Origin of the sequence: Streptomyces sp. NRRL F-5755 (genome assembly GCF_001279365.1) — a bacterium.
Classification (GTDB): Bacteria; Actinomycetota; Actinomycetes; order Streptomycetales; family Streptomycetaceae; genus Streptomyces; species Streptomyces rimosus.
In genome coordinates this window covers 44,527-69,203 of record NZ_LGCW01000126.1, presented here as the reverse complement: position 1 = coordinate 69,203, position 24,677 = coordinate 44,527, and the positions used below count along the sequence as shown (strand labels likewise).

The 24,677-nt window shown below is 72.5% G+C and carries 27 protein-coding genes; 14 read left to right on the top strand and 13 right to left on the bottom strand.

What is annotated here, in order from left to right:
- Window positions 1–6 precede the first annotated feature (6 nt).
- From ADK86_RS14760 to ADK86_RS14750, 3 genes are all read right to left on the bottom strand, one after another.
- A complete protein-coding gene (locus ADK86_RS14760; protein ID WP_053697006.1) occupies window positions 7–1,065 on the bottom strand; it encodes an AAA family ATPase in 1,059 nt (352 codons plus the stop codon).
- 183 nt (window positions 1,066–1,248) lie between these two features.
- The gene (locus ADK86_RS14755) at window positions 1,249–3,408 is read right to left on the bottom strand and encodes a trypsin-like peptidase domain-containing protein (protein WP_053697005.1); all 2,160 of its coding nucleotides are present in this window, start codon (window positions 3,406–3,408) and stop codon (window positions 1,249–1,251) included.
- Window positions 3,408–3,803: a CU044_2847 family protein gene (locus tag ADK86_RS14750; protein WP_003986912.1), complete on the bottom strand. Its 396-nt coding sequence runs from the start codon at window positions 3,801–3,803 to the stop codon at window positions 3,408–3,410. Before ADK86_RS14750 ends, ADK86_RS14755 begins: the two co-directional genes overlap by 1 nt.
- 152 nt (window positions 3,804–3,955) lie before the next feature.
- Between ADK86_RS14750 and ADK86_RS14745 the strand changes: the two genes are divergently transcribed.
- The 4 genes from ADK86_RS14745 to ADK86_RS14730 all read left to right on the top strand — a co-directional run bounded on the left by ADK86_RS14745 (window position 3,956) and on the right by ADK86_RS14730 (window position 7,934).
- On the top strand, window positions 3,956–4,132 hold the full coding sequence (locus ADK86_RS14745; protein ID WP_003986911.1) for a DUF6104 family protein: 177 nt from the start codon (window positions 3,956–3,958) through the stop codon (window positions 4,130–4,132).
- 682 nt (window positions 4,133–4,814) lie between these two features.
- Window positions 4,815–5,714, top strand: a complete 900-nt coding sequence (locus ADK86_RS14740) for a DUF4097 family beta strand repeat-containing protein (protein ID WP_053697004.1) — start codon at window positions 4,815–4,817, stop codon at window positions 5,712–5,714.
- Window positions 5,715–5,717: 3 nt separating this feature from the next.
- Window positions 5,718–6,845, top strand: a complete 1,128-nt coding sequence (locus tag ADK86_RS14735; RefSeq protein ID WP_053697003.1) for a PadR family transcriptional regulator — start codon at window positions 5,718–5,720, stop codon at window positions 6,843–6,845.
- A 204-nt stretch (window positions 6,846–7,049) separates the two neighbouring features.
- Entirely contained in the window at window positions 7,050–7,934 is an 885-nt protein-coding gene (locus ADK86_RS14730) for an SCO6745 family protein (RefSeq protein ID WP_053697002.1), read from the top strand.
- A 43-nt stretch (window positions 7,935–7,977) separates the two neighbouring features.
- Here ADK86_RS14730 and ADK86_RS14725 read toward each other — a convergent pair whose 3' ends face one another.
- Together ADK86_RS14725 and ADK86_RS14720 are read right to left on the bottom strand one after the other, a co-directional pair.
- A complete protein-coding gene (locus ADK86_RS14725; protein ID WP_053697001.1) occupies window positions 7,978–8,541 on the bottom strand; it encodes a Clp protease N-terminal domain-containing protein in 564 nt (187 codons plus the stop codon).
- On the bottom strand, window positions 8,541–8,750 hold the full coding sequence (locus ADK86_RS14720; protein ID WP_030599833.1) for a hypothetical protein: 210 nt from the start codon (window positions 8,748–8,750) through the stop codon (window positions 8,541–8,543). The genes ADK86_RS14725 and ADK86_RS14720 overlap by 1 nt, the downstream gene beginning before the upstream one ends.
- Before the next feature lie 140 nt (window positions 8,751–8,890).
- Between ADK86_RS14720 and ADK86_RS14715 the strand changes: the two genes are divergently transcribed.
- Window positions 8,891–9,601: an antibiotic biosynthesis monooxygenase gene (locus tag ADK86_RS14715; RefSeq protein WP_053697000.1), complete on the top strand. Its 711-nt coding sequence runs from the start codon at window positions 8,891–8,893 to the stop codon at window positions 9,599–9,601.
- A gap of 25 nt (window positions 9,602–9,626) precedes the next feature.
- On the opposite strand, the gene ADK86_RS14710 is transcribed toward ADK86_RS14715, so the two are convergent.
- The gene (locus ADK86_RS14710) at window positions 9,627–10,406 is read right to left on the bottom strand and encodes a TetR/AcrR family transcriptional regulator (protein WP_199834404.1); all 780 of its coding nucleotides are present in this window, start codon (window positions 10,404–10,406) and stop codon (window positions 9,627–9,629) included.
- 136 nt (window positions 10,407–10,542) lie between these two features.
- Here ADK86_RS14710 and ADK86_RS14705 point away from each other — a divergent pair, with 136 nt between their 5' ends.
- Window positions 10,543–10,794 carry a hypothetical protein gene (locus ADK86_RS14705; RefSeq protein WP_053696999.1) on the top strand — a complete coding sequence of 84 codons (252 nt, stop codon included), beginning with the start codon at window positions 10,543–10,545 and terminating at the stop codon, window positions 10,792–10,794.
- Here ADK86_RS14705 and ADK86_RS14700 read toward each other — a convergent pair.
- Window positions 10,779–11,390 carry a short chain dehydrogenase gene (locus ADK86_RS14700; protein WP_030375323.1) on the bottom strand — a complete coding sequence of 204 codons (612 nt, stop codon included), beginning with the start codon at window positions 11,388–11,390 and terminating at the stop codon, window positions 10,779–10,781. The two genes, ADK86_RS14705 and ADK86_RS14700, sit on opposite strands and share 16 nt — an antisense overlap.
- 123 nt (window positions 11,391–11,513) lie before the next feature.
- Here ADK86_RS14700 and ADK86_RS14695 point away from each other — a divergent pair, with 123 nt between their 5' ends.
- Window positions 11,514–12,485, top strand: a complete 972-nt coding sequence (locus tag ADK86_RS14695; RefSeq protein WP_053696998.1) for a LysR family transcriptional regulator — start codon at window positions 11,514–11,516, stop codon at window positions 12,483–12,485.
- Window positions 12,486–12,876: 391 nt separating this feature from the next.
- On the opposite strand, the gene ADK86_RS14690 is transcribed toward ADK86_RS14695, so the two are convergent.
- From ADK86_RS14690 to ADK86_RS14675, 4 genes are all read right to left on the bottom strand, one after another.
- Window positions 12,877–13,551, bottom strand: a complete 675-nt coding sequence (locus ADK86_RS14690; RefSeq protein WP_053696997.1) for a HutD family protein — start codon at window positions 13,549–13,551, stop codon at window positions 12,877–12,879.
- A 35-nt stretch (window positions 13,552–13,586) separates the two neighbouring features.
- Window positions 13,587–14,549, bottom strand: coding sequence for a zinc-binding dehydrogenase (locus ADK86_RS14685; RefSeq protein ID WP_053696996.1), 963 nt, complete (start codon window positions 14,547–14,549; stop codon window positions 13,587–13,589).
- Window positions 14,550–14,624: 75 nt separating this feature from the next.
- Window positions 14,625–14,831, bottom strand: coding sequence for a hypothetical protein (locus tag ADK86_RS14680; RefSeq protein ID WP_053696995.1), 207 nt, complete (start codon window positions 14,829–14,831; stop codon window positions 14,625–14,627).
- Between the two features lie 82 nt (window positions 14,832–14,913).
- Entirely contained in the window at window positions 14,914–16,176 is a 1,263-nt protein-coding gene (locus ADK86_RS14675; RefSeq protein WP_053696994.1) for an NAD(P)-dependent malic enzyme, read from the bottom strand.
- Window positions 16,177–16,699: 523 nt separating this feature from the next.
- Between ADK86_RS14675 and ADK86_RS14670 the strand changes: the two genes are divergently transcribed.
- The 3 genes from ADK86_RS14670 to ADK86_RS14660 all read left to right on the top strand — a co-directional run bounded on the left by ADK86_RS14670 (window position 16,700) and on the right by ADK86_RS14660 (window position 19,472).
- Window positions 16,700–17,674, top strand: coding sequence for an ABC transporter substrate-binding protein (locus ADK86_RS14670; RefSeq protein WP_053696993.1), 975 nt, complete (start codon window positions 16,700–16,702; stop codon window positions 17,672–17,674).
- Window positions 17,675–17,757: 83 nt separating this feature from the next.
- Window positions 17,758–18,702, top strand: a complete 945-nt coding sequence (locus ADK86_RS14665) for an amino acid ABC transporter permease (protein WP_030599858.1) — start codon at window positions 17,758–17,760, stop codon at window positions 18,700–18,702.
- 17 nt (window positions 18,703–18,719) lie between these two features.
- On the top strand, window positions 18,720–19,472 hold the full coding sequence (locus ADK86_RS14660; protein ID WP_078882336.1) for an amino acid ABC transporter ATP-binding protein: 753 nt from the start codon (window positions 18,720–18,722) through the stop codon (window positions 19,470–19,472).
- Between the two features lie 116 nt (window positions 19,473–19,588).
- Here ADK86_RS14660 and ADK86_RS14655 read toward each other — a convergent pair whose 3' ends face one another.
- Entirely contained in the window at window positions 19,589–20,350 is a 762-nt protein-coding gene (locus ADK86_RS14655; protein WP_053696992.1) for a class I SAM-dependent methyltransferase, read from the bottom strand.
- A 79-nt stretch (window positions 20,351–20,429) separates the two neighbouring features.
- Here ADK86_RS14655 and ADK86_RS14650 point away from each other — a divergent pair, with 79 nt between their 5' ends.
- The gene (locus ADK86_RS14650; protein WP_053696991.1) at window positions 20,430–21,059 is read left to right on the top strand and encodes a CGNR zinc finger domain-containing protein; all 630 of its coding nucleotides are present in this window, start codon (window positions 20,430–20,432) and stop codon (window positions 21,057–21,059) included.
- Here the strand turns inward: ADK86_RS14650 and sodX are convergent.
- Window positions 20,963–21,427, bottom strand: coding sequence for a nickel-type superoxide dismutase maturation protease (gene sodX, locus ADK86_RS14645; protein WP_053696990.1), 465 nt, complete (start codon window positions 21,425–21,427; stop codon window positions 20,963–20,965). The two genes, ADK86_RS14650 and sodX, sit on opposite strands and share 97 nt — an antisense overlap.
- A 185-nt stretch (window positions 21,428–21,612) precedes the next feature.
- Between sodX and sodN the strand changes: the two genes are divergently transcribed.
- The 3 genes from sodN (at window position 21,613) to ADK86_RS14630 (ending at window position 24,662) form a co-directional block, all read left to right on the top strand.
- The gene (sodN, locus tag ADK86_RS14640; RefSeq protein WP_003984579.1) at window positions 21,613–22,008 is read left to right on the top strand and encodes a superoxide dismutase, Ni; all 396 of its coding nucleotides are present in this window, start codon (window positions 21,613–21,615) and stop codon (window positions 22,006–22,008) included.
- A gap of 186 nt (window positions 22,009–22,194) precedes the next feature.
- Window positions 22,195–22,794 carry a chemotaxis protein CheB gene (locus ADK86_RS14635; RefSeq protein ID WP_053696989.1) on the top strand — a complete coding sequence of 200 codons (600 nt, stop codon included), beginning with the start codon at window positions 22,195–22,197 and terminating at the stop codon, window positions 22,792–22,794.
- Entirely contained in the window at window positions 22,794–24,662 is a 1,869-nt protein-coding gene (locus ADK86_RS14630; RefSeq protein WP_053696988.1) for a CheR family methyltransferase, read from the top strand. The genes ADK86_RS14635 and ADK86_RS14630 overlap by 1 nt, the downstream gene beginning before the upstream one ends.
- Window positions 24,663–24,677 lie beyond the last annotated feature (15 nt).

Genomic DNA, 24,677 nt, shown 5'->3' with positions numbered 1-24,677 from the left:
CGCGGGTCACCTGGTCCGATCCAGGGGCCGCAGCAGCTCGGCCGTCAGGCGCCGCCGCGTCTCCTCCTCGTCCTCGTCCGCCCAGCCGGCCTGCCGCGTCAGGTGGATCGCGTTCAGCAGCTGGTCCACGGCCCGTACGTCGCCGGGCTCGCGGTCCAGGAAGCGGTCGATGACGGACTCGTGCTCGGCCGCGGCGCTCTCGCCGAAGTGCGCCCGCACCATGTCCGCGAGCCGCTCCTTGTCGGGTGTGGGGATGTTCAGGTGGATACAGCGGCGCAGCAGCGGCGCGGGAAAGTCCCGCTCGCCGTTGCTGGTCAGCACGATGAACGGGAAGGCGCGGCAGCGCACCCGGCCGTCCCGCACGGTGACCCGTACGCCGTCGTCGCTGAGCACCGGCACCTCGGGGGCCGATCCGGCCAGCCGCTCCAGCTCCGGAATCCGGAACTCCCCTTCCTCCAGCACGTTGAGCAGGTCGTTCGGCAGGTCGATGTCGCTCTTGTCCAGCTCGTCGACGAGCAGGACACGCGGCTTCGCGGCGGGCAGCAGGGCCGTGCCGAGCGGGCCGAGACGGATGTAGCGGCCGATGCCGCCGCCCGGCTCGTCCTGCGGGCCCGGCCGCCCCTCCGCCGGCCCCGGCGTCGACTGCGGCCGGGCCGCGCGGGCGATCTGGAGGTCCTGGAGGCGGCCGATGGCGTCGTACTCGTAGAGCCCGTCACGCAGCGAACTGCGGCTGACGATGGACCAGTTCAGCACCCGGCCGAGGCCCAGTTCGTAGGCGACCGAGTGCGCGAGGGTGGACTTGCCGCTGCCCGGGGCGCCCGTCACCAGCAGGGGACGGCGCAGGTAGAGCGCCGCGTTGACCAGCTCGCGCTCGGTCTCGCCCGGCCGGTGGTAGCTGGCCTCGCGGCGCTGCACGCCGAGCCGGCGCTCGGAGGCGTGGTCGAGGGCCGCGGGCGGCGCCACGAGCGGGCCGCCGTCGAAATCGCGCCACGGAGGGGGTGGCGGTAACTGCTCGATGCCGTCGTGCGGAGCCCCCGCGCCACGGTAGATGAGCCAGTCGCTCACGTCGGAACTCCTCGTCGCCGGCCGGCCATCGGGCAGGGGCGCGGGGCCGCGGCGGAGCATCCGGCAAGCGTCGGCACCGCTTCCCGCCCTCCCCGGACCCGTCCCCCTGGCAATCTCTCACGACGCTAGGACAGTAGCCAGCCGGACGGAAGGACACGGGGCGTTTTCCGGTCTCGGGTGCCGTCATTGGGGCGACAATTGCGTGCCCTGGGAGAAGAGTTGGGGGATCGGGTTGCCCGGATCGTCGTAGAGCAGCACGAGATCGCGGGCCCAGGAGGCGCCGCCCTCCGCGGCCTTGGCGCGCAGCTCACGCACCAGTTCGGGAAGCTCGGCCACCGACTTCGGCGCCCCGAGCAGCTGCCGCACCTCCCGGTGGAACTCGTCACACACCCGGTCGCAGTCCCGCTCGTCGTGCCCCCCGGCCGGCCACAGTGCCACCGGGTGGCCGGCGTCCAGCGCCCAGCCGACGGCTTCCAGCCCGGTGCCGTCCGCCACCGACCGGCACAGCGCCGGGACCGCACCGTCGTCCGCCTCCTCCAGCAGCCGCGACAGCCCCGAAACCGACGCCCGCGGACCGGCCGGCACCCGCAGCGCCGTCAACCGCCCCGCTCCGACCAGGCCCTGCCAGCGCCGCAGCCAGGCGGGATCCACCTCCTCCCGGTCCTCCTGGCGGCGCCCCTGGTCGCGCAGCACCACCGCGCGCGCCGGGCCCAGCGGGCGCAGCCGCGCCGTACGGCGGGTGGAGGCGGGCACCTGCCAGCGGTCCGCAGCGGTGTGCCAGTGCTCCTCCGGAACCGCCACCTCCAGGCGCACCCGGACGCCGCCCGCCGCGTCGTCCGCACGCAGCAGACGCGGCCCCAGCCGCCGCAGGACCTGGCCGCGCGCCTCCTCGAAGGTCATGCCGCCCCGCGACTCCTGGACCTCGACGCGCTGCCACTGCCCCTGGCCGTACCCCTCGCTCACCGACCAGTTGAACAGCTGCCGCCCGCCCCCATCGTCGTAGAACAGCGGCTCGAACTCCACCAGGACCGAGTCCGGGCGGCGCCGCACCGGGCCGATCCGCTCCCGGTCCCGGGGCAGCAGGACGACCGCCTTGGCCGCCACGAACAGCGCCAGCCGCTCGGCCGCCGCACGCATCGCGGCCCCCTCGTCACCGGGCACGCCGCGCGCCTCGTCGGCGGTGCGCTGCGCGACGATGCGCAGATAGTGCACGAAGGCGCACAGCTCCGTGTACGGGTCGCTGCCCTGGTAGAGCGCGCCGTGCCCGTCCCGCCACGTCCGCAGTGTCCACGGCCCGGCCCGCCCCGTACGGCCCGAAGGGTCCGCACGGCCCAGCGCCTCGGCGACCGCGCCCGCCACCACCAGCGGGTCGCGGGGCGCGGGCAGCGACGCCAGCAGATCGAGCGCCTGCAGCCGCTCCTGCACGCCCCACAGCCGGCCGCGCCCCGACATGATCGCGTGCTGCGCGTCGAACCAGGTCGGCTCGCCCGACCCGCCGAGGTCCTGCCCCGCCCAGTGCCAGCGGTCGTGCAGGCTCATCAGCGTGTGGTACGGGTCGTCGCCGAGCCCCGTGGCCCCCGGTACGAGGTGGTACGGGGCCAGCCGCCGCAACTCGGTCACCGGCACCGCCAGCCCGACCCGGTCCTCGCGGTGGCTCCCCTTGACGATGCCGACGACCTCCCCGCGGTCACAGTCCAGCAGCGGCCCGCCGGACGCGCCCGGGGTGACGCGCACATCGCTGCCGAACTGGAGCCCGCGGGCGTCGCGGGCGCCGAAGCGGACGGCGATGAAGGGGTCGACGTCCAAGGGTGCGACCGTGTGGGCCGGAGCGGCGCAAGCACCGGCGTCGCCCGCGCCGGCCCCGGAACCGGCGCCCGTACCGGCCTCGGGCCGGTCATGCCCCCGGAAGATGAACGCGTCCTCCAGAAGCGCCGCCGGCTGATCACTGAGCCAGGCGCACGGGTGCGCGACATCCGGGTCGAGCAGCCGCAGCAGGGCCAGGTCGGTACGGGGGCCGTGGCCGGCCGGGTACTCGGGCGCCGGGCGGCTCAGGTCGTACTCCAGACGCGCGGCGGCCACCCGGCCGCCGAACGCGACACCGACCTCCCCGCCCGGCCCGGTCGGGCGGCGCCGTCCGTCACCGCTGACCAGCACATGCGCGCAGGTCAGCACCCACCCGGGCGCCACGAACACGCCGCTGCCCCACAGCGGGGCCGGGTCCACGCCGGGCGCCGGGCGTACGGCGACGGTGGCGCGGCCCGCGTGGCCGAGGAGATGCGCGTACTTCTCGCGGTCGGCGCGCTCGGAGCGCGCCGACCCGTGACCGCCTTCCGAGGCCGCCATCACGCGCCCGAATCGTCCGGCCCTCGGCCGTCGCTCCGGCCCTGATCCACCGCCGCCGCTTCCCGCTCCCCGCGCCGCCAGGTGAGCGTCACCGACAGGTTCGCCTTGGCCTCACCGTCCGCGAGCAGCGCCACGGCGCGGCCCGGCTTGGCCGCCACCTCCACGCCGAAGCTGACGCTGGTCTCGTCCGGAGCCACCCGCTCGGTGGCCGCCCGCAGACTGGCCGCGACCCCGCCGACCAGCTCGCGCAGCCCCTCCACGCGTGCGCCGAGGGCGTCCCAGACGCCTACGTCGTCGTACTCTTCGTCCGGATCGCCCGTTATGTCCAGCCGGGAGACGCGGGCCCAGACCTGGGTCCCGTCGGGCAGCTCGATGAGATGTGCGCGATCGCGCATCACGGCCTCCTGCTCCCCCTGAGCGGCAATGTCGCACTGCCCCAGGGCCGTTGACAGGTGATCAGGTTATCCCCAGGGTGCGAGTGACGCGAGGGGTCGCGGCGCCTGCCTATCCTGGCCCGGAACGTCACGGAAACCAGGTGGAGAACACGGTGTATTTCACGGATCGCGGTATCGAGGAGCTGGAGAGCCGACGCGGCGAGGAAGAGGTCACCCTGGCCTGGCTGGCCGACCAGCTGCGCACGTTCGTGGACCTCAACCCCGACTTCGAGGTCCCGGTAGAGCGCCTGGCGACGTGGCTGGCGCGGCTGGACGACGAGGAGGAGTAGTCACGCTTGCGTGACGGGGTACCGGGGTGATGCTTGCCCCGGTGGGGGTGCGGTTGCCCCGGTGGGGGTGCGGTTGCTCCGGTGGGGGTGCGCCTTGGCGCCTGGGGTTCGGTGGGTGGGGGCTCGGGGCCCCGCAGGGGTCTCTCCTCGTTGCCTGGAGCGGCCGAACAGTTTGGACGCAACCGGGGCTTCGGTCGCCTGCGGGGAGACCCCTACGTGTCCCCGAGCCCACGCCGTACGCGGCAATCCCGCCGCCGTGGCAGGGGTCCTTACAGACCCCGCGGCCGCCTTCGCATGACGCGGAGGCGCCCGGGGCCCTGCGCCTACGCAACGCGCGCTTCACCTCATGGGGGGGGGCGCGCACCAGGTTTCTTTTCCCCCTCCCCCACCGGCCCGCACTCGCCAAACCGACGGGAGGGGGTGTGCAGGGGGACACTCCCCGCAGGCGACCGAAGCCCCGGTCGCGTCCATACATAACGGCCGCTCCAAGGCGCCGAGGAGATGGCCCCCTGCGCACCCCCGCCCCACGACAAACCCAATGCGTATCCGCGCGAAGCGCGGTCCAGGACCCCCCAACCCCGCGGCGCAGCCGCGAACCACTTGGCCCGCCCCGCCATGCGATATATCGTGAGACGCGGATACGCGATAGCTCGCGTCACCGAACCCCAGGGGAGGCCAGGACATGTCAGCCCGGACCGAGTGGTCGGTCTCCGCACCACGCACGCTGGAGATCGAGGAAGAGCTCACCGCACTGGAGGTGCGCGTCGTCGGCGGCACCGTCAACGTCGTCGGGACGACCGACGGCGGCCGCCCCCGCGTGGAGATCAGCGAGCTCTCCGGCCCGCCGCTGACCGTACGGCAGGAGGCGGGCACGCTCACCGTCACGTACGACGACCTGCCCTGGAAGGGGTGGCTGAAGTTCCTCGACCGCAAGGGCTGGCACCGCAGCGCGGTGGTCTCGGTCACCGTCCCCACCGCGACGAACGTCGCGATCGGCACCGTGGGGGCGAGTGCGGTGATCTCGGGGATCGACGGGCGTACGGAGCTGCGCGGCGTATCGGGCGACAGCACCCTCGTCCGCCTGACGGGCCCCGTACGGGCCGAGACCGTCTCGGGACGGGTGGAGGGCCAGGCCGTCACGGGCGACCTGAGGTTCAACTCGGTCTCCGGCGACCTGACCCTCATCGAGGGGTCAGGCGCCACCGTGAAGGCGGATTCGGTCAGCGGCGACATGGTCCTGGATCTCGATCCGGCGGCGACGGGTACGGACGTCCAGCTGACGACGGTCTCCGGCGAGGTCGCCATCCGGCTGCCCGCGCCGGGCGACGCCGAGGTGGACGCGAACACGACCAGCGGTACGGTCGCCAACGCCTTCGAGGATCTGAGGGTCAGCGGCCAGTGGGGGGCCAAGCGGATCACGGGCCGGCTCGGCTCGGGCAGCGGCCGGCTGAAGGTCACCACGCTCTCCGGCGGCCTGGCGCTGCTGCGCCGCCCGCCGTCCTCGGACGACCGGCGCCGCCCGCCGTCCGGGGACGGCCCCGCCGACACCACGGACTCCCCCGCCGACAAGAAGGTGCTCTGAACCATGCCTCCCGTCTTCGCCCACGGCCGCCTCCGCCTCTATCTGCTCAAGCTGCTGGACGAGGCGCCGCGGCACGGCTACGAGATCATCCGGCTGCTGGAGGAGCGTTTCCAGGGCCTGTACGCGCCGTCCGCCGGCACGGTCTACCCGCGGCTGGCCAAGCTGGAGGCCGAGGGGCTGGTGTCCCATACCACCGAGGGCGGCCGCAAGGTGTATTCGATCACCGCGGCGGGGCGCGCCGAACTGGCGGACCGGGGTGGTGAGCTGGCCGATCTGGAGATGGAGATCCGGGAGTCGGTCGCGGCGCTGGCGTCCGACATCCGGGAGGACGTGAGCGGCTCGGCGCGGGACGTGCGCCGCGAGATGCGGGAGGCCGCCAAACAGGCCCGGCAGGGTCGGCGCGGTGGCGAGGAGCACGGTTTTCCGGACGCCTCCGATTTCTTCGACGGCCGGAACGGCGACCGGGAGTCCTGGCGGCAGGCGAAGGAGGAGTTCCGCCGCGCCAAGGAGGAGTGGAAGGAGCAGGCGCGGCGGGCGAAGGAGGAGAGCCGGCGGGCCAAGCAGGACGCGCAGCGGGCGCGCAAGCAGGCCCGGGAGGCGCGGTCGTTCGTGCGCGACGAGGTCCAGGAGGCCATCAGGCGCGTACAGGAACAGGCCCAGGAGCATGTACGTACCGGGGACTGGGCCGGGGCCCTGCGCGAGGCGCTGTCGGAGGTCTCGCGCGAGGTGGGCCGGTTCACGGTCGGGCCGGAGGGGGCGGCGGGCGCGGACCGGCCGGACGGGGGCGCCGGGCAGGCACCGGAGGACGGCGGCGGCGTGGGCCTCACCAAGGAAGACACCGCGGCGCGGCCCGGCGGCGACGGCCGTGGCGCGGCGCGCGCGGAGGCCGCCGGCCGGGTGCCCGCGGAGCCCGCGTGGGCGTCCGAGCCCGGTTCCGGCGACCCGGCGCGGGACTTCGACCGGCTGCTGGACCGCTTCCGCGACGATCTGCGGGACGCCGCGCGCGATCACGGTGTGACGGCGGAGCAGTTGAAGGACGTACGCAGCCGTCTGTCCGCGACCGCCGTGCACGTCGGAGCGTTGCTGCGTGACCCGGAGGCATATGCGGCCGGACAGGAGCCGCCGCGCTGACTCCGTCGCCGTACTGCCCGGCGATTACGCACAGTTGCTCGCGAGGGTCTGGATTCACCCGCCGTAATCGGGGAACTCAGACCCTCGCACGGCTTTTTGCCCGACGACGGGTTCTGCCGCGAGAATTCGGGGACCTACGGCCGTGTCCGCCTTTACAGTCAACTCTCCTTGTCGACACGGATCTTGAAGGCCAAGAGGTACGCGATGTCGGAATACCCCGCGGTGGCCCGCCGGATGTGGCGCCAGCTGGAGCCCGTCCATGCCCTTCTCTACTTCGCACCCGAGGCGTTCGAGGAGGCGGCGGCCCTCGGCTTCGACACCGACTCGCGCTGGCCCAGCTACTTCGCCTGGCGCACGGCGCCGCTCGGCGCCGCAGGGCCCGAGCTGGTGGCCGCGACGTTCTACAGCTTCAGCCCGCGGATGATCGCCCGCTATGTGCCGGCGATCTGGTCGACGGCCGCGCCCGGCAAGATACTGGACGCACGGCTGCAGGCGGTGGACCGCATACTGACCGGCCTGCTGAGATCCGGGCGGGTTTCCGACGGCCAGCTCGCCGAGGCCGCCCGGCTGGCCCGCCAGGCGGCCGAGAACGCCTCCGTGGCCGCCCGCCCGCTGGCCGCCGCCAACCGCGACCTGCCCTGGCCGGACGCACCGCACCTGGCGCTCTGGCACGCCATCACGGTGCTGCGCGAGCACCGCGGCGACGGCCATCTGGCGGCCCTGCTGACCCATGATCTGGAACCGTGCGAGGCGCTGGTGTCGTTCGCCGCGATCGGCGCCGCGCCGAAGTCCGACTTCAAGGGGCGCGGCTGGACTTCGCAGGAGTGGAGCGCCGCGCACGACCGGCTGGCCGCGCGCGGCTGGATCGCCCCGGACGGCAGCCCCACGGACCGGGCCCGTGAGGGCCGCGACGAGGTCGAGCGGATGACGGACCGGCTGGCCGCCGGCCCCTGGCGGGCCCTGGGCCGCTCCCGCGCTGAGCGCCTCGCCCAGCTGCTGCACCCGCTGCTGGGCACGATCTCGGAGGCCGGACTGCTGCCGCGGCACGGGACGTTGGGGATCGGAGCGGTGAAGGTCGCGTATCCGTAGCGGACCGGCGCGCGGGACGGGCCCCCGCGCCGCCTCGCGTGCTTCATCCCGCCACGGCCGGCTTCGCCAGCACCCGTACGACGTCCGCGTGGGTGACCCCGTGCTCGGCCAGTACGGACGCGGCGAGGCCCGGCTTGGCCACCAGCGCGAGCAGCAGGTGCTCGTCGCCGATGTGCTTGTCGCCGCGGCCGAGTGCGACGCGCAGCGACCGTTCCAGTACGGACTTGGCCTCCTCGCCGAAGGGGCTGCGCAGTGAGCGTCCGCGTCGCGCGGGCCGGCCGGAGGCGGTGGCGAGCGCGCCCGCGCCGTGCGCCTGCTCCACCCGCGTGACGACCTCCGCCACATCGATGCCGAGCCCGGCCAGCGCCTCCGCGTCGGCGGCCGTCAGGCCGCCCCGGCGCCGGGCCTCGTCCAGCGACCGCATCACCGACGCCCGGCGCTCGCGCACGCCGAGGGCGGCGAGCGCCTCGGCGCCCGGGGAGCCCCGGCCGTCCAGCAGGGCGAGCAGCAACTCGCCCTCGCCGACCGTGCCGGGGCCCGGCCGTACCGCGTAGGCGGGGGCGCCGCGCACCACGTCCCGGGCGCTCGCCGTGAACCGTTCGAACATCAACGCCTCCCGTGCTTCTTGTGGACCGCCTGCCTGCTGACTCCCAGCTCGGCGGCGATGTCCTGCCACGACCAGCCCTTCACGCGGGCGCTGCGCACCTGTACGGCTTCCAGCTGCTCCAGCAGCCGGCGGAGCGCGGCGACGGCCCGCAGGCCGATCCGGGGGTCCTGGTCGCCCGCCCGCTCGGCGAGCTTCGTTGCTTCGCTCATGGTGTCAATTTAGGTTGACATACGGGTCGTGTCAATGATGGTTGACACGGTGGATCGTGCTGCCCCGTCCTTGACCTCAAGCGCACTTCACGTTGGAGGCTCTCCGGACAACAGCCCGGCCCGAGAAGCGAGAAAGCCCGATGACCAGCACACACGCACACCCCGACATCCGGCGCCCGGACGCCGGTACGGTTCTCGTCAGCCCCTGGATCGTGCCGTCGCCGGACCTCCAGCGCCGCGCCGCCGACTCCGTGCTCGACGCCTGGGAGGGGCAGCCGCGCCCCGACGCGATGCTGTCGCTCAGCACCTTCCTGAGCGACGACGGCAGCCATGTCCTGAACTACGCGCAGTGGACGGACGACGACGCGCACCGGGAATGGGTACGCCACCGGCGGCCCGCCACCATCAGCCGTATCGACGAGTCGATTCCCGGAATACGGCGGCCGGGAGTGACCCGGTACGCGCGCTACCGCAGCTACGTACCCGAGGGGACCGCCGGTCGGCAGCCCGGCCTACTGGTCACCCCGACATTCGCCACCACCGGCCCGGCGGTCCAGCGCGCGCTGGCCGACCTCGTGATCGACGCGCTGGAGCGGGAACGCGTACCGGGACTCCTCGGGGCACATCTCCACCTCTCCAAGGACGGCGGCCGCGTCCTGAACTTCGCCGAGTGGGCGGGCACCGCCGCCTGGCGGGAGTTCGCGGGCGGCGGCGCGGCGGCCCGGCTGCGCGCGGCCATTGCGGCCGTCGAGGGCGTGACGGCGGATACCGCGGCGCCCACGGTGCCCGGGCACGCAGGGGTGACGCACTACCGGCCGCACCGGAGCCTGGTGAACGTCCCGGCCCCCTGAGCGTCCACGCCGGGTCCGGGCCCGGTCAGGAGAAGATCCGGTCGAGGTGGTAGTCGATCGTGGCCTGTACGTCGGCCATCGTGCGGCGCCCGTGCAGCACGTCCATCCCCAGCCCGGTGACGCCCGACACGAGCAGGTCCGCCTCGCGCGCCGGGTCGACACCGGGCCGTACCGCGCCGATCCCCCGGATCAGATCGGCGACCAGGGATTCCACGGCCTGTTCGCCGTGCAGGAACACCTCGGCCATCGCGGGGTCGGCCAGGCTGCGCACGAAGTACGCGGTGAACACGCGGAGCGCCATGGCGCGTTGCTCGTCCAGCGGAAGGAATTCGATCAGCACGGCGCGCAGGACGGTCCGCAGGTCGCCGGCTTCGTGCAGGCCGCTCATGCGCGCGCGGGCGCGCCGGTCGTTCTCCTCGTGCAGCATCCGCAGCGCCTCGACCAGCAGGCGGTGCTTGCTGCCGAAGTAGTACTGGACCACCCGCAGCGACACCCCTGCCTCCGCCGCGACCTCGCGCATGCTCACGGCTTCCAGACCGCGCCCGGCCGCTATCCGCCAGACGGCCTCGGCGACCTGGCGACGGCGCCGTTCCCGCGCGTCGTCCGGTGGGGAGTCGAGTGGCGTGGGCTGCTGCCCGGGTACGGCGGCCCCCGCTTCAGGACGGCCCGCCGTACGGGCCTTCCTGCGCCGCCGGTACGCCTTCGCCTGGCAGCTCCGCGAGCAGTACGCGGGCGGGCGCCCCCGGACCGCCGCGGGCAGCCCCGTACCGCAGACCCGGCACCCGTCCGTCTTTTCGTCACGCACAAGGACAGCGTATCGCGCCACGCAGGGCGTGACGAATATCAGATGTGTGCGGCAGAGTCAAGACAAGAGCCGCGAGTTATTGATACGGTCGTATCCATCGGACGGAAATCACCGGCAGGAAAACGGGGAGACGACCATGAACGAAGCCTGGTACCGGCTGCTGTCCATCCTGGTGTTCACCGTGGGCTTCTGGGAGGGGCCCGCGGCCATCCTCCACCGGATCATCGGCGACGACCACGGCACCACGATGCGGCCCGTCAACTACCTCGACGCCCCCTGGAACTACGTCGCCTCGGCCACCGTCATCGTGGCGGCCTTCGCCCTGCTCGCCGTCCTGGACAAGGGGCGCGAGAAGGCGCTCGCCCGCGGGCGTCACGCCAGTTCGTAGACCTGCCCGGTCTGCCCGCCCTCGACCGAGCGGACGTACGCCGCCGCCACCTGGTCCAGGCCCACCGACGCGATGCCGGGGAAGAAGGCGCCGTAGTCCGGGAGGGATTCGGTGACCACGGTCGGGCTCACCGCGTTGACGCGCTGCGGCGCGATGTCGATCGCGGCGGCCCGTACGAACGACTCCACCGCACCGTTGGCCATCGCCGCCGCGCTGCCGGTGGGGATCGGGTCGCGGGCGAGGACGCCGGTGATCAGGGTGAAGGAGCCGCGTGCGGAGATCCGGGCGGTGCCCTGGCGCACCAGCTCGATCTGGCTGAGCACCTTGCCGCGGAAGCCCGCCGCGTAGTCCTCGGCGGTCATCTCGGCGACCGGCTTGAACGGCGTGTCCCCTGCCGCGCTGACCACCGCGTCCAGCGTCCCGATCCGCTCGGCGGCCCGGTCGTAGACCTCGGTGACCTGTGCCGGGTCGCCGATGTCCAGGCGGAGGTCGCCGCCGCTGCGGCCGACGGTGATGATCTCGTGGCCGCGTCCGGCCAGCGTCTTGTGTACGGCGGTGCCCAGTTTCCCGGTCGCGCCGATCAGGAGGATCTTCATACGGATGACGCTAGGCCGGGCCGCTGACGGGAGGGAAATACCTTCTGCGGGACATTTATGCTCGGGGGTTATGAGTGACGAACGGCGCGGACGCCCCGGCCCGGCACCGTACGGGGGCCTGCGGTGAACGTGGAGCTGCGGCACCTGCGGGCCCTGGCCGCCATCGGTGACGAGGGCACGATCACCGGCGCCGCGGCGGCCCTGCACGTCAGCCAGCCCGCCCTGTCCCGCACGCTGGAGCAGTTGGAGAGCCGGCTGGGCACCTCGCTGGTCGAGCGGACCACCCGCCGGCTGCGGCTCACCCCGGCGGGACGGCGGCTGCACGAGCACGCCCACCGCATCCTCACCCAGCTCGACGACGCGCTCGCCGAGGCGACGGCCGGGCCGCGGGCGCTGCGGGTCGGCTTCGTCTGGGCCGCGCTCGGCCGGCATACGGTGCCGCTGCTGCGCGAGTGGCGGCGGGCGCGCCCCGACGTGCCCGTGGAGGTGCACCGGCTCGCCGACCCCGAGGCCGAGCTGCGCCGCGGCACCGTCGATCTCGCCTTCCTGCGCACCCTCCCGGCGGAGGACGGCGCGCTGCACACCGTCGCGCTGTACCAGGAACGGCGGATGGCCGCGCTGTGCGAGAGCGACCCGCTGGCCGGTGCCGACACGGTCGGGCTGGCCGATCTGGCGCACCACCCGATCGCGCTGTGCGCCACGGCGTGCACCACCAGCGCCGAACTGTGGCCCGCCGGGCGGCGCCCGCGCCACACCTTCGAGGTCGCCAACGTGGACGAGTGGCTGACGGCGATCGCGACCGGCGAGGCGGCCGGGGTGACGGCCGAGGCCACCGGGCACAGCCACCCGCACCCGGGCGTCCGGTACCTGCCGATCACCGACGCCGGACCGGTCACCGTCCTGCTGGCCCGGCCCCATACGGCCACCCACCCCGCCACCGCCGCCTTCGCCGACCACGCGCGGCGCACCCTGCGCGGCGGCGCGGCGGAAGCCCCGGTAACGGACGCGGCGATGACTCCTCCGGCCGACGGGCCCCGTACCGGCGCAACGCCGCCTCCGGACGCGCTGGTTCCGCCGGTGCGTCCGATCGCGTAGCGGCGGCCCCGCAGGCCGGGCGCGGCCGGATCGGCGGTGACCACCCGGCGGTCCAGCGGCCCGTCGCCGTCCGCGGCCCGGCCCGTCGGGTAGAGGTCCAGATACGGTACGGCGGTCACGGGCGCTGCCGGGTCCGTCACCACGCCCGCCGCCGCGATCTCGTCCCAGCGCAGGCCCTGTTGGACGTACGGGCCGCGGGTCGGTCACACGCCGCGGTCGTCGACGGCGACGTACGGCGAGGAACGGCGCATCGGTGCCGGCCAAGGCGTAGGCCCCGGTGGCCGGCACGATCGCGACCACGGCGGCGACCGCGAAGAGGCCCAGCGGCAGCCCGGCGTACCGCTCCGGGCCGGTCAGCGGGCGGCGGCGTGCCGGGGGCCGCACCCGGCCGTCACGGCGCCGGGTCCGACGGTGGCGGGTGGTTCGGGCACAAGCCGCCCTCTCGGTCCGTACGGGCGTCGGGCGCCGCTGTCCGTACCGTCAGGGTGACGACGGCCGCGACGCCGTCCGTACGCAGCGAAACGCCCTCGTCGGCGGGCAGGAGGGCGGCGTCGTGGCGCTCCAGCGGCACCGGGGGCGCGGCGGGCCCGTGCCCGTCCAGTGTCGTACGGCCGGACAGCGCGACGATCAGCCGCGTGCGCTCCTCGCCCGGCTCCCGTGGGGCGGTGGCCGGGCGCGGCGCGGCGGCGTACCGGTCGCGGGTCAGCTCCACGGTCGCCGTCGCGCGCCCGCGCCGCAGCATCACGTTGAAGTTGACCACCGGCCCGTCCAGGAGGCGGCAGCCGGTCGGCGCGTCGCCGGGGAAGGCGAACGGGCGGTGGGCCGGCAGGACGTGGCGGGTGCCGTCGACGGTCAGTTCCAGCCCGGCGCCCTCGGCCACCGTCAGGACGCGGTCCACACCGGGCAGTTGCGAGTACGGGCCGTCCCGGCCCACCTCGGCCAGGCTCACCCGCCAGTCGAAGGCGTCCCAGCCCGCGCCGGGCGGCGCGGCGGCGATCTCCCGCGTCACGCCGCCGCCGTTGCTCCAGGCCGACGCCGTACGGCCGGCCGCGCGCAGCACCCGCACCCGCGCCCCCTCCCGCGCTCCCGTGTCCCCGCGCCTCAGACCGTCAGGACGACCTTGCCGAACATCTCGCCCTCGGCCAGCTTCGCGAACCCCTCGCGCGCCCGGTCCAGCGGCAGCGTCGTGTCGATGACCGGCCGTACGCCCTTGGCCGCGCAGAAGTTGAGCAGCGAGGCCAGTTCGTCCTTGCTGCCCATGGTGGAGCCGACGACCTTCAGCTCCAGGAAGAAGATCCGGTTCAGCTCCGTGCGCTCGGGGTTGAAGCCGCTGGTGGCGCCCGAGATGACCAGCGTGCCGCCGGGCTTGAGGGACTTCACCGAGTGCGACCAGGTGGCGGCGCCGACCGTCTCGATCACGGCGTCCACCCGCTGCGGCAGCCGCTCGCCGGTGGGCAGGGCGGCCTCGGCGCCCAGTTCGACGGCGCGCTTGCGCTTGTCCTCGCTGCGGCTGGTGGCGAAGACCCGCAGACCGGCCGCCGCGCCCAGCACGATCGCCGCGGTGGCCACCCCGCCGCCCGCGCCCTGGACGAGGACGCTGTCCCCGGGCCGTACCCCGGCGTTGGTGAACAGCATGCGGTACGCGGTCAGCCAGGCGGTCGGCAGGCACGCGGCCTCGGCGAAGGACAGTTCCTTCGGCTTGGGCAGCACGTTCCAGGCGGGGACGGTGACCTGTTCGGCGAAGGTGCCCTGGTAGCGCTCGGTGAGGATGGAGCGCGGCTCGTCCGGGCCGACGCCGTGGCCGCTCTGGCCGATCACCGAGTGGACGACGACCTCGTTGCCGTCCTGGTCGGTGCCGGCCGCGTCACAGCCGAGGATCATGGGCAGCGCCTCCTCCCCGAGCCCCACGCCGCGCAGCGACCACAGGTCGTGGTGGTTGAGGGAGGCGGCCTTGACGTTGACGGTCGTCCAGCCGGGGCGTGTGCCGGGGGCCGGGCGCTCCCCCAGTTCGAGGCCGTTGAGCGGCTGGTCCCGGTCGATGCGGGCGGCGTAGGCAGCAAACATGATCCCAACGTAGGGCGCGCGGGGGCCGGGCGGTACCGCGCCGTGGTGTGACACGCGCCGCGCCGCCGGCCACCGTCAGGCTTCCCTCGGGGACTCCCGCCGCTCCGCCGCCCGGTCCCGGCGGCGGTCACGTACCGCGGCGAAGGCCCCCTCGGCCCACGGCCGCGTCGCGCGGCGGAAGGTTCCCGCGCAGAACCGGTGGATGTACACCGCGGTCACCCCCGCCGCCGTGAGGGCGACGACCAGCATGAAGGCCCACGACATCAGCTCCGGCGGCCCCATGGGCACTCCTCCTTCCGTGCTGTCGCGGCGCAGCGGAAAGGCCCCGTCCGGGAGCGGACGGGGCCTTCCGACGTGCACGGCGTCAGCGGCGCGCGACGCCCTCCGCGCGGGCGGCGGCCGCGACCGCCGAGGTCACCGCCGGGGCGACCCGCTCGTCGAACGGCGACGGGATGACGCACTCGGCGCTCAGGTCGTCGGCGACCACGGAGGCCAGCGCCTCGGCGGCGGCCAGCTTCATGCCCTCCGTGATGCGGGTGGCCCGCACCTGGAGCGCGCCGGCGAAGATGCCGGGGAACGCCAAGACGTTGTTGATCTGGTTCGGGTAGTCGCTGCGGCCGGTGGCAACCACCGCCGCGTACTTGTGCGCGACGTCCGGGTGGATCTCCGGGTTCGGGTTGGCCATCGCGAAGATCAGCGCGTTCTCGGCCATCTTGGAGACGGCCTCCTCCGGCACGGTGCCGCCGGAGACGCCGATGAAGACGTCCGCGCCGTCCAGCGCGGTCTCCAGCGAGCCGGACAGGCCCGCCTTGTTGGTGAAGGAGGCCAGCTCGCGCTTGACGTCGGTCATGTGCTCGTCGCGGTCGGCGGTGACGACGCCCTTGCGGTCGCAGACCGCGACGTCACCGATGCCCGCCTCGACGAGGATCTTGGCGATGGCGAACCCGGCCGCGCCCGCGCCGGAGATCACGGCGCGCAGCTGACCGAGGGAACGATTGGTCAGCTGGGCGGCGTTGCGCAGCGCGGCCAGCGTGACCACGGCGGTGCCGTGCTGGTCGTCGTGGAAGACCGGGATGTCCAGGCGCTCCTGGAGCCGGCGCTCGATCTCGAAGCAGCGGGGCGCCGAGATGTCCTCCAGGTTGACGCCGCCGAAGGACGGCGCCATCCGCACCACGGTGTCGACGATCTCGTCGGTGTCGGTGGTCGCGAGCGCGATCGGCACCGCGTCCACACCGCCGAACTGCTTGAAGAGGATGGCCTTGCCCTCCATCACCGGGAGGGACGCCTCGGGGCCGATGTCGCCGAGGCCCAGCACCGCGGTGCCGTCCGTGACCACGGCCACGACCTGGGACTTCCAGGTGTAGTCGTGCACCAGCTCGGGTTCCTCGGCGATCGCGCTGCACACCTTGGCGACACCGGGCGTGTATGCGAGGGAGAGGTCCTCGCGGTCGCGCACCGGCACCGTCGCCTGGATCGCCATCTTGCCGCCGCGGTGGAGGAGGAAGGCGGGGTCCTGGCACTGCCGCTCGCCGCCGTCCGGTCCGGACCCGGGATTGGCGTCCTGGCCGGTGCCGGCGTTCTGCTGCGTGTTGCCGCCGCTGTGGGACTGGGCGGTCTTGGCTGTCACTGGTTCAACCCCTTTATTCGTCTGTCAGTTGAGGGTGACCACTCCCTGGTCGGGGTGGGCGGGCACCGCGTCCGTGCCCTGCGCGACGGATGGCCGTCCCGCGGGGGGAGGTACGGACGCCGGGCGCGCCGCACACGCGCCCTGAGCCCCGGATGAGGGGTGTAACGCACCTTTCTACCGGACGGGCGCCGACCCCGACGAGTCGGATTCGTTACCCCCGGCTTACAACTCCGGCAATAGCCGTGAACAGCGTAAACCGCTGGAAGTGCCCCACCCGCTGTCCGCACTGCGAGACGCGGGCGCGCACCGGCCGGCGCCGTGCGCCCCATCGCGCGCGGGTCACCCTTGGGGCACCTGGGATGCACCCCTCCGCTTACGTCCGTTATCCGATTTTGACCTGTACGACAGTCCGGATAGCGGTGTCCGGATGGCAAGATTCCGTCACCAAACGAGGTCGCGACGCCCGAAGGTGTGTGCCCGGCCCCTGCCAGTCGGCTTCTCCCTCATCCGCAGGAGGATCAGCATGACCGCAAGCCCCACCCGTCGCCCGGCCGCCGGCAGGTCTCGTTCAGCCGTGGCCGCGGCGGCCGCGGTCGCGGCCTCGCTGCTGCTGCTCAGCGCCTGCGGCGACCAGACCGACGCGGCCATCGCCAAGCGCGAGGCGGCCAAGAACCGCGACCCGGACGCGCCGCTGTTCAAGCTGCTGCCCAAGGACGTGCAGGACAAGGCGATGATCCAGGTCGGCTCGGACATCTCGTACAAGCCGGTGGAATTCCGTACCAACGGCAAGGTCACCGGCATCGACCCGGACCTCGCGGACGCCCTCGGCAAGGTGCTGGGGGTCAAGCTGAACTTCAACAACGCCACCTTCGACACCCTCATGGGCGGCATGAAGTCCAAGCGCTACGACATCGCCATGTCGGCGATGACGGACACCAAGGACCGCCAGCAGGGGGTGGACAGCACCACCGGCAAGAAGGTCAGCGACGGCGTCGACTTCATCGACTACCTGGACGTCGGCGTCTCGATCTACACCCAGAAGGGCAAGACCCAGGGCATCGACGGCTGGGAAGCCCTGTGCGGCAAGAAGATCGCGGTGCAGCGCGGCACCGTCTCGCACGACCTGGCCAAGGAACAGACGAAGAAGTGCGAGGAGTCCGGCGCGGACCCGATCTCCATCGAGGCGTTCGACAACGACACCGAGGCCCAGACCCGGCTGCGCACCGGGGGCGTGGACGCCGTCTCCAGCGACTACCCGGTCGCCGCGTGGGCGGTGAAGTCCTCCGGCGGCGGCAACGACTTCCAGATGGTCGGCGGCGCGCCGGTCAAGGCCGCCCCGTACGGCATCGCGGTGCCCAAGGACAAGCGGCAGCTGCGCGACGCGCTCAAGGCGGCCATGGAGGCCATCGTGAAGAACGGCAGCTACACCCAGGTGCTCAAGAAGTGGAACGTCACCGACGCCGCGGTCAAGGAAGTCAAGCTCAACGGCGGCAGCTGAGCGCGCCGAGCCCCGCCCGGCCGCGCGCCCGCTCCGCCCGCGCACGGCCCGTCCCTCCCGCCGAACGCTGAAAGGCAACACCCGTGTCCGTTGACGTCGACAAGCCGGCCCAGCCGCCGGCGGACGCCCCGCCGCCCGCGCCCGAGCCGATCAAGGCCATCCCCGTCCGCCATTACGGGCGCTGGGTCGCGGCGCTGGTCGTCCTCGCGCTGCTCGCCCTGCTCATCCGCGCCTTCGCGGCCGGCAAGGTCAACTGGGGCGCGATACCCGAGTACATGTTCAACGCGGACATCCTGAGGGGTCTGCGCAACACCCTGCTGATCACGGTGCTGTCGATGGTGATCGGCATCGTGCTGGGCGTGATCCTGGCCGTGATGCGGCAGTCGAAGAACCCGGTGACCTCGACGGTCGCGTGGTTCTACATCTGGTTCTTCCGCGGCACGCCGGTCTACGTCCAGCTGTTCCTGTGGTTCAACCTGGGCCTGGTCTTCCAGTACATCGACATCATGCCGATCTACAAGGACGAGTGGTCGGACTTCATGACCCCGTTCCTGTGCGCGCTGCTGGGCCTCGGGCTCAACGAGGCCGCGTACATGGCGGAGATCTGCCGCGGCGGTCTGCTGGCCGTGGACGAGGGCCAGACGGAGGCCGCGCACGCGCTGGGCATGAGCCACGGCAAGACGCTGCGCCGGATCATCGTGCCGCAGGCGATGCGGGTGATCGTGCCGCCGACCGGCAACGAGGTCATCAACATGCTCAAGACCTCCTCGCTGGTCATCGCCGTGCAGTACTACGACCTGCTGCAGTCGGCGCAGAACGTGGGCCGCGACGCCGGGCCCGTGGTGGAGATGCTCGTCCTGGCCGCGGTCTGGTACCTGATCGCCACCTCGGTGCTCAGCGTCGGCCAGTACTACCTGGAGCGGTACTACGCACGCGGCGCCAGCCGCCAGCTGCCGCCCACGCCGATCCAGCGGCTGCGGGCCCGGTTCGGCGGCGTCAACCGTTCGTCGGCCGGAGGTGCCGCATGACCAGCAAGTCCACCCCCATGGTCAAGGCCGAGGGCGTCCACAAGTCCTTCGGCGCGGCCCACATCCTCAAGGGCATCGACCTGGAGGTCGCGCCCCGTGAGGTGTTCTGCCTGATCGGCCCGTCCGGCTCCGGCAAGTCGACGTTCCTGCGCTGCATCAACCACCTGGAGAAGATCAACGCCGGCCGGCTGTCGGTCGACGGCGAGCTGGTCGGCTACCGGGAGGCCAACGGCAAGCTCTACGAGCTGCGCGACCGCGAGGTCGCCGCGCGCCGCCGCGACATCGGCATGGTCTTCCAGCGCTTCAACCTCTTCCCGCACATGACGGCGGTGGAGAACATCATGGAGGCGCCGGTCCAGGTCAAGGGCGAGTCCAGGGCGTCGGCCCGGGAGCGCGCGCTGAAGCTGCTGGACCGGGTGGGCCTGAAGGACAAGGCGGGCAACTACCCCTCGCAGCTGTCCGGCGGCCAGCAGCAGCGCGTGGCGATCGCCCGCGCGCTGGCCATGGAGCCGAAGCTGATGCTCTTCGACGAGCCGACCTCGGCGCTGGACCCGGAGCTGGTCGGTGATGTGCTGGACGTGATGAAGGACCTGGCCTCGGACGGTATGACGATGATCGTCGTCACCCACGAGATGGGCTTCGCGCGCGAGGTCGGCGACTCGCTGGTCTTCATGGACGACGGCGTGGTCGTCGAATCCGGCCACCCGCGCGACGTGCTGGGCAAGCCGCAGCACGAGCGCACCAAGTCCTTCCTGTCCAAGGTGCTCTGACGCCGCCGGGGAAGGGCTCGGGAACATACGTGACGGGCGGTACGTACGGGCGCGGCCGGGGCCTTCGTACGTACCGCCCGTCATGGGCGCGGCCCGCCGGGCGGGCCGGGCGGGGCCTACTTCAGGCCGAGGACCAGGGCGTCCATGGGCGAGCGCCACACCGCACGCGCCTCGCTGAAGCCGGACTCGCGCAGCACCTCGCAGTGCCAGGCGACCGAGGGGGTGTCGCCGTCGGCGTGCTCGCCGTAGATCTCGAAGCGCTCGGCGGTCGGCGCGGCGAGCACCGGGTCGGCGGCGGCCCTGTCCCACCAGGCGCGCCAGTCGAGCGCGCCCGCCTCCTTGGCCCGCTCCTGGCGCGCGTGCCGGAAGGCGCGCTCGGCCGCGTCGATGCGCGGGGTGTCGCCGTCGGGCATGTGGTCGGCGTTCATGAAGACGCCGCCCTTCCGGACGAGGCCGCCGAGCTGGCCGTAGAGGCCGCGCAGCGGCCCGGTGTGCATCCAGTGCAGGGCCGTGGCGGTGAGCACGGCGTCGTACGAGTCATGGGGCAGGGCTTCGGTCCAGCGGGGGTCCTTGAGGTCCGCGCGGACGAACGTCACCCGGTCCTCGCCGGCGAAGTATCCCTCGGCGATGGCCAGCAGCGCCGGGTCGAGGTCCACCCCGACGCTTATGGCCTTGGGGAACCGCTTGAGCAGCCGGTCGGAGATACTGCCCGTACCGCACGCGAGGTCCAGTACCCGGGGCTCGGTGCCGACCAGCGCCTCAACCATGTCGAGCATCACGCGGAACCGCTCCTCGCGGTCCGGCATGTACCACTCCTGCTGGCGGTCCCAACTGTCCTGCCAACCCTGCCAGTCAGTACCGACAACGGTCTCGGTCATACCGCCACCTCCAGGCCGTAATACCCTCGCAGCAACAACACCTATTACGAACACTAGAGCGCGCGCGTAAGGACTACAAGTGGAACTGGCCTATTACTCGGACTACGCCGTTCGCCTGGTCAACACCGAGGAGCCCGAGCGCGGCGGCGACAGCCTGACCTCGGTCGAGGCCGTGCGCGAGCTGTTCGGACCGGCCCAGCAGATGGCCCGCAGGGCGACCGAGAGCGATGTGACCCGCCTGCGCGCGGTACGGGCGCGGCTGCGCGCCGTCTTCGAGGCCGCCGACGAGGGCGACGAGGTGCGCGCCGTGGACCTGCTCAACGCGCTCATGATGGAGTTCCCGGTCAGCCCGCAGATCTCCGGCCATGAGTTCCGCGACGAGGACGGCCGCCCCAAGTGGCACATGCACATCGCCGACCACGCGGCCAACGCCACCGCCGGCTACACCGCCACCGCGTCCATGGGCCTGGCCATCCAGCTCACCGACCTGGGCGTGGACCGGCTCGGCATCTGCCAGGCACGCCCGTGCCGCAACGCCTACCTCGACACCTCGACCAACCGCTCCCGGCGCTACTGCTCCGACCGCTGCGCGACCCGCGCCAACGTCGCCGCCTACCGGGCCCGCAAGCGCCTGGACGGCGAGCGCTCGGCCCGTACCGGCCGGACCGCGGAGACCACCCAGGACAGCGCGCCCGACAGCGAGCGCTGAAACCCGCGCGGCGGCCGCACCCGCACCCAGGCGCGGGCGACCACCAGCTCGTCGGGCACCACGCCGAACTCCCGGCTGTCGTTCTCCACGAACGGGTTGTCCCCCTGGACCCACCAGCCGTCCCCGCGCCGCTCCACGGCCCGTTTGACGATCAGCAGGTCCTGCCGGAACGGGTGGCGCAGCACGACCACGTCACCCGGCCGTACCACCGCCCCGTACTGGACCACCAGCTGGTCGCCGGGCCGCAGCGTCGGCACCATCGACGGGTTGTAGACCTCGGCCAGGCCGAAGGCCCTCAGCCATCCCCTGCGCTCCCGCCCCTGCTCCTCCCCCTGCTCCGGCCCGCGTTCTTCCAGCCGCTCCGGCATCCGCCACACCTCCCGGTCCGGGCCCGGTGACCGCCACGGCCCGGTCGTCCGCTCCCGGTCCCATCCTCCATCAGTCCCAGCCTCGCACCGGCCTTTTGCCCTAAGACCCCCGGGGCACCCGAGAAAAGGCTTCCCGCAGCGAGTAATCTCGCACCTGAGAAGACGATCACGAGGAAGGACTGAACATGCTTTCCCGCCTGTTCGCCCCCAAGGTGAAGGTCAGCGCCCACTGCGACCTGCCCTGCGGTGTCTACGACCCGGCCCAGGCCCGTATCGAGGCCGAGTCGGTCAAGGCCATCCAGGAGAAGTACCAGGCCAACGAGGACGCGGACTACCGCACCCGCGCCGTCGTCATCAAGGAACAGCGCGCGGAGCTGGCCAAGCACCACGTCTCGGTGCTGTGGAGCGACTACTTCAAGCCCCCGCACTTCGAGAAGTACCCGGAGCTGCACCAGCTGGTCAACGACACCCTCAAGGCGCTGAGCGCCGCCAAGGGCTCGAACGACCCCGCCACCGGCCAGAAGGCCCTGGACTACATCGCCCAGATCGACAAGATCTTCTGGGAGACGAAGCAGGGCTGACCCGCCCGCCGGCCGGACCGCCGCGCGTCCGTCACCAGGACCGCGCCCGCTCCGGCCCCCTTCGCGTCACCGCACCCGGTCCGCGCGGCGCCCTCCCGGCGCCCCCGCGGGCCGGGTGCGGCCGTTTCCGCGCACTGGCGCATCCGCGTAGCCGCCGGTCGGCCCGGGTTTCGATAGGCTCGGAACGTGACGACTGACCGCTGTCCTGCGGACCACTACGAGGTCCTGGCCGTCGCTTCGTCCGCGGGCGGCATCAAGGCCCTGACCGCGGTCCTCGGCACGCTCGGAGCGGACTTCCCCGTTCCGGTCCTGGTGGTCCAGCACCTCGATCCCCGGCACCGCACGGTCATCGCCGAGGTCCTCGCCCGGCGCACCGAGCTGCGGGTCAAGCTGGCCGGGACGGACGAGCGCGCCCGCCCCGGCACCGTCTACATCGCACCCCCCGACCGGCACCTCCTGGTCGGGCCCGGAGGTACCCTGACGCTCTCCGGCAGCGAACTGGTCCACTTCCTGCGCCCCTCCGCCGACCTGCTCTTCGAGTCGGTCGCCGGGGCGTACGGGGCACAGGCGATCGGCTGTGTGCTGACCGGGACGGGCAGTGACGGCGCCATGGGTGTGGACGCCATCAAGTCACGCGGCGGCACGGTGATCTCCGAGGATCCCCGTACGGCCGAATTCAAGGGAATGCCAGAGGCAGCGGTGGGTACGGGATCGGTGGACTTCGTGCTGCCCCTGGAAGAGATCGCCGCGGTCGTCCGCGGTCTTGTCGAGACCAAGAGGCAGTAATGGGTGAAGCTCGGGATGTCGAGGCGGACGAGGAACTGGAGGAGTTGCTCGGTTTTCTGAGGGACGCCCGCGGCTTCGACTTCACCGGTTACAAGCGCTCGTCGCTCGGCCGGCGCATCCGCAAGCGAATGGCCGATGTCGAGGCCGAGAGCTATGCGGATTACCGGGATCGCCTGGAGACGAACGCCGATGAATTCAACGCCCTCTTCAACACCATTCTGATCAACGTGACCTCCTTCTTCCGGGACCCCGACGCCTGGACGTTCCTGCAGCGCGAGGTGGTGCCCGAGCTGCTGGCGGACACCGGCGCCGACGAGGAGATCCGGGTGTGGAGCGCGGGCTGCTCCAGCGGCGAGGAGGCGTATTCCCTCGCCATCATGTTCGCCGAGGCGATGGGCGTCGAGGAGGCCCTGAACCGGGTCAAGATCTACGCCACCGACGTGGACGAGGAAGCGCTGCGCGACGCCCGCTCCGGTCTGTACACGGCCAAGGCGCTGGAACCGCTCACCCCGGAGCTGCGCGACACCTACTTCGAGCAGAACGGCACCCGCTTCAACTTCCGTACCGACCTGCGCCGCCGGGTGATCTTCGGGCGGCACGACATCACCCGCGACGCCCCGATCTCCCGGCTGGACCTGCTGGTCTGCCGCAACGCGCTGATGTACTTCAACGTCGAGGCGCAGCGGCAGATCATCGACCGGTTCCACTTCGCGCTGCGCGAGCGCGGCTTCCTCTTCCTCGGGAAGGCGGAGATGCTGCTGAACGACGCGGACCGGTTCGAGGTGCTGAGCATGCGCCAGCGCGCGTTCCGGCGGCGCCCCGGGGACGCCGGGCCGCCGTACCACTCCGCGCCCGCGAAGATCCGGGTGGGGCTGGGCAGCGAGAAGCTGACCACCGCCGCCCGCAGCCGGCAGCTGCGCGACCTGATCCTGGACGCCAACCCGGCCCCGGCCATCGCGGTGGACGGCGAGGGCACCGCGGTGCTCATCAACAGCCAGGCGCGCGCCCAGTTCGGGCTGACCTCCAACGACATCGGCCGGCCCTTCCAGGACCTGGAGATCTCCTACCGGCCCGTCGAGCTGCGCTCGCTGATCGAGCAGGCCACGCACGAGCGCCGCACGCTGCGCGTCAACGGCGCCGAGCGGCGGGTCGGCGAGGAGATCCAGTACTTCGACATCCTCATCCAGCCGCTGATGGGCGCCAACGGGCTGCTGGCCGCGACCAACATCACCTTCACCGACGTCACCGTGTCCACCCAGCTCAAGGCCGAGAACAAGCGCGTGCGCGAAGACCTGGAGACGGCGTACGAAGAGCTCCAGTCCACGAACGAGGAACTGGAGACCACCAACGAGGAACTCCAGTCGAGCATCGAGGAGCTGGAGACCACCAACGAGGAACTCCAGTCGACCAACGAGGAACTGGAGACGACCAACGAGGAACTCCAGTCGGGCAACGAGGAACTGGAGACGATGAATGAGGAGATGCGCACCCGCACCGAGGAGCTGGACGAGGCCCGCGCCTTCCTCGAAGGCGTCGTCACTTCCATCGCCGCGGGCGTGGTCGTCCTCGACAAGGACCTGAAGGTCAAGAGCTGGAACCGGGGCGCGATGGACATGTGGGGGCTGCGCGCGGACGAGGTCATCGACGAGCCGTTCTTCTCGCTGGACTTCGGGCTGCCCACCGAGATGCTGCGCCCGGCCGTCGAGAAGTGCCTGGAGTCGGGCAAGCGCACGGCCCCCTCCCGGATCTCGGCCGTCAACCGGATCGGGCGGCCCATCACCTGCAACGTGCTCTGCTCGCCGTTCGACCGCCACAACGGCGGCGTCGTCCTGCTGCTGGAGGCGGACCGCAACGACGGCAACGACTGAGAGCCACCAGGAGCG

What these genes read in the sequence shown, in the direction of transcription:
- ADK86_RS14700 (WP_030375323.1), bottom strand. Translation starts at nt 11,390, where the DNA reads ATGAAGATCCTCCTGATCGGCGCGACCGGGAAACTGGGCACCGCCGTA.
- ADK86_RS14720 (WP_030599833.1), bottom strand. Translation starts at nt 8,750, where the DNA reads ATGAGCGAAGCAACGAAGCTCGCCGAGCGGGCGGGCGACCAGGACCCC.
- sodX (WP_053696990.1), bottom strand. Translation starts at nt 21,427, where the DNA reads ATGCCGGAGCGGCTGGAAGAACGCGGGCCGGAGCAGGGGGAGGAGCAG.
- ADK86_RS14660 (WP_078882336.1), top strand. Translation starts at nt 18,720, where the DNA reads ATGGTCAAGGCCGAGGGCGTCCACAAGTCCTTCGGCGCGGCCCACATC.
- ADK86_RS14630 (WP_053696988.1), top strand. Translation starts at nt 22,794, where the DNA reads ATGGGTGAAGCTCGGGATGTCGAGGCGGACGAGGAACTGGAGGAGTTG.
- ADK86_RS14730 (WP_053697002.1), top strand. Translation starts at nt 7,050, where the DNA reads ATGTCGGAATACCCCGCGGTGGCCCGCCGGATGTGGCGCCAGCTGGAG.
- ADK86_RS14685 (WP_053696996.1), bottom strand. Translation starts at nt 14,549, where the DNA reads ATGTTTGCTGCCTACGCCGCCCGCATCGACCGGGACCAGCCGCTCAAC.
- ADK86_RS14655 (WP_053696992.1), bottom strand. Translation starts at nt 20,350, where the DNA reads ATGACCGAGACCGTTGTCGGTACTGACTGGCAGGGTTGGCAGGACAGT.
- ADK86_RS14735 (WP_053697003.1), top strand. Translation starts at nt 5,718, where the DNA reads ATGCCTCCCGTCTTCGCCCACGGCCGCCTCCGCCTCTATCTGCTCAAG.
- ADK86_RS14740 (WP_053697004.1), top strand. Translation starts at nt 4,815, where the DNA reads ATGTCAGCCCGGACCGAGTGGTCGGTCTCCGCACCACGCACGCTGGAG.
- ADK86_RS14725 (WP_053697001.1), bottom strand. Translation starts at nt 8,541, where the DNA reads ATGTTCGAACGGTTCACGGCGAGCGCCCGGGACGTGGTGCGCGGCGCC.
- ADK86_RS14750 (WP_003986912.1), bottom strand. Translation starts at nt 3,803, where the DNA reads ATGCGCGATCGCGCACATCTCATCGAGCTGCCCGACGGGACCCAGGTC.
- ADK86_RS14715 (WP_053697000.1), top strand. Translation starts at nt 8,891, where the DNA reads ATGACCAGCACACACGCACACCCCGACATCCGGCGCCCGGACGCCGGT.
- ADK86_RS14680 (WP_053696995.1), bottom strand. Translation starts at nt 14,831, where the DNA reads ATGGGGCCGCCGGAGCTGATGTCGTGGGCCTTCATGCTGGTCGTCGCC.
- ADK86_RS14755 (WP_053697005.1), bottom strand. Translation starts at nt 3,408, where the DNA reads ATGGCGGCCTCGGAAGGCGGTCACGGGTCGGCGCGCTCCGAGCGCGCC.
- ADK86_RS14705 (WP_053696999.1), top strand. Translation starts at nt 10,543, where the DNA reads ATGAACGAAGCCTGGTACCGGCTGCTGTCCATCCTGGTGTTCACCGTG.
- ADK86_RS14670 (WP_053696993.1), top strand. Translation starts at nt 16,700, where the DNA reads ATGACCGCAAGCCCCACCCGTCGCCCGGCCGCCGGCAGGTCTCGTTCA.
- sodN (WP_003984579.1), top strand. Translation starts at nt 21,613, where the DNA reads ATGCTTTCCCGCCTGTTCGCCCCCAAGGTGAAGGTCAGCGCCCACTGC.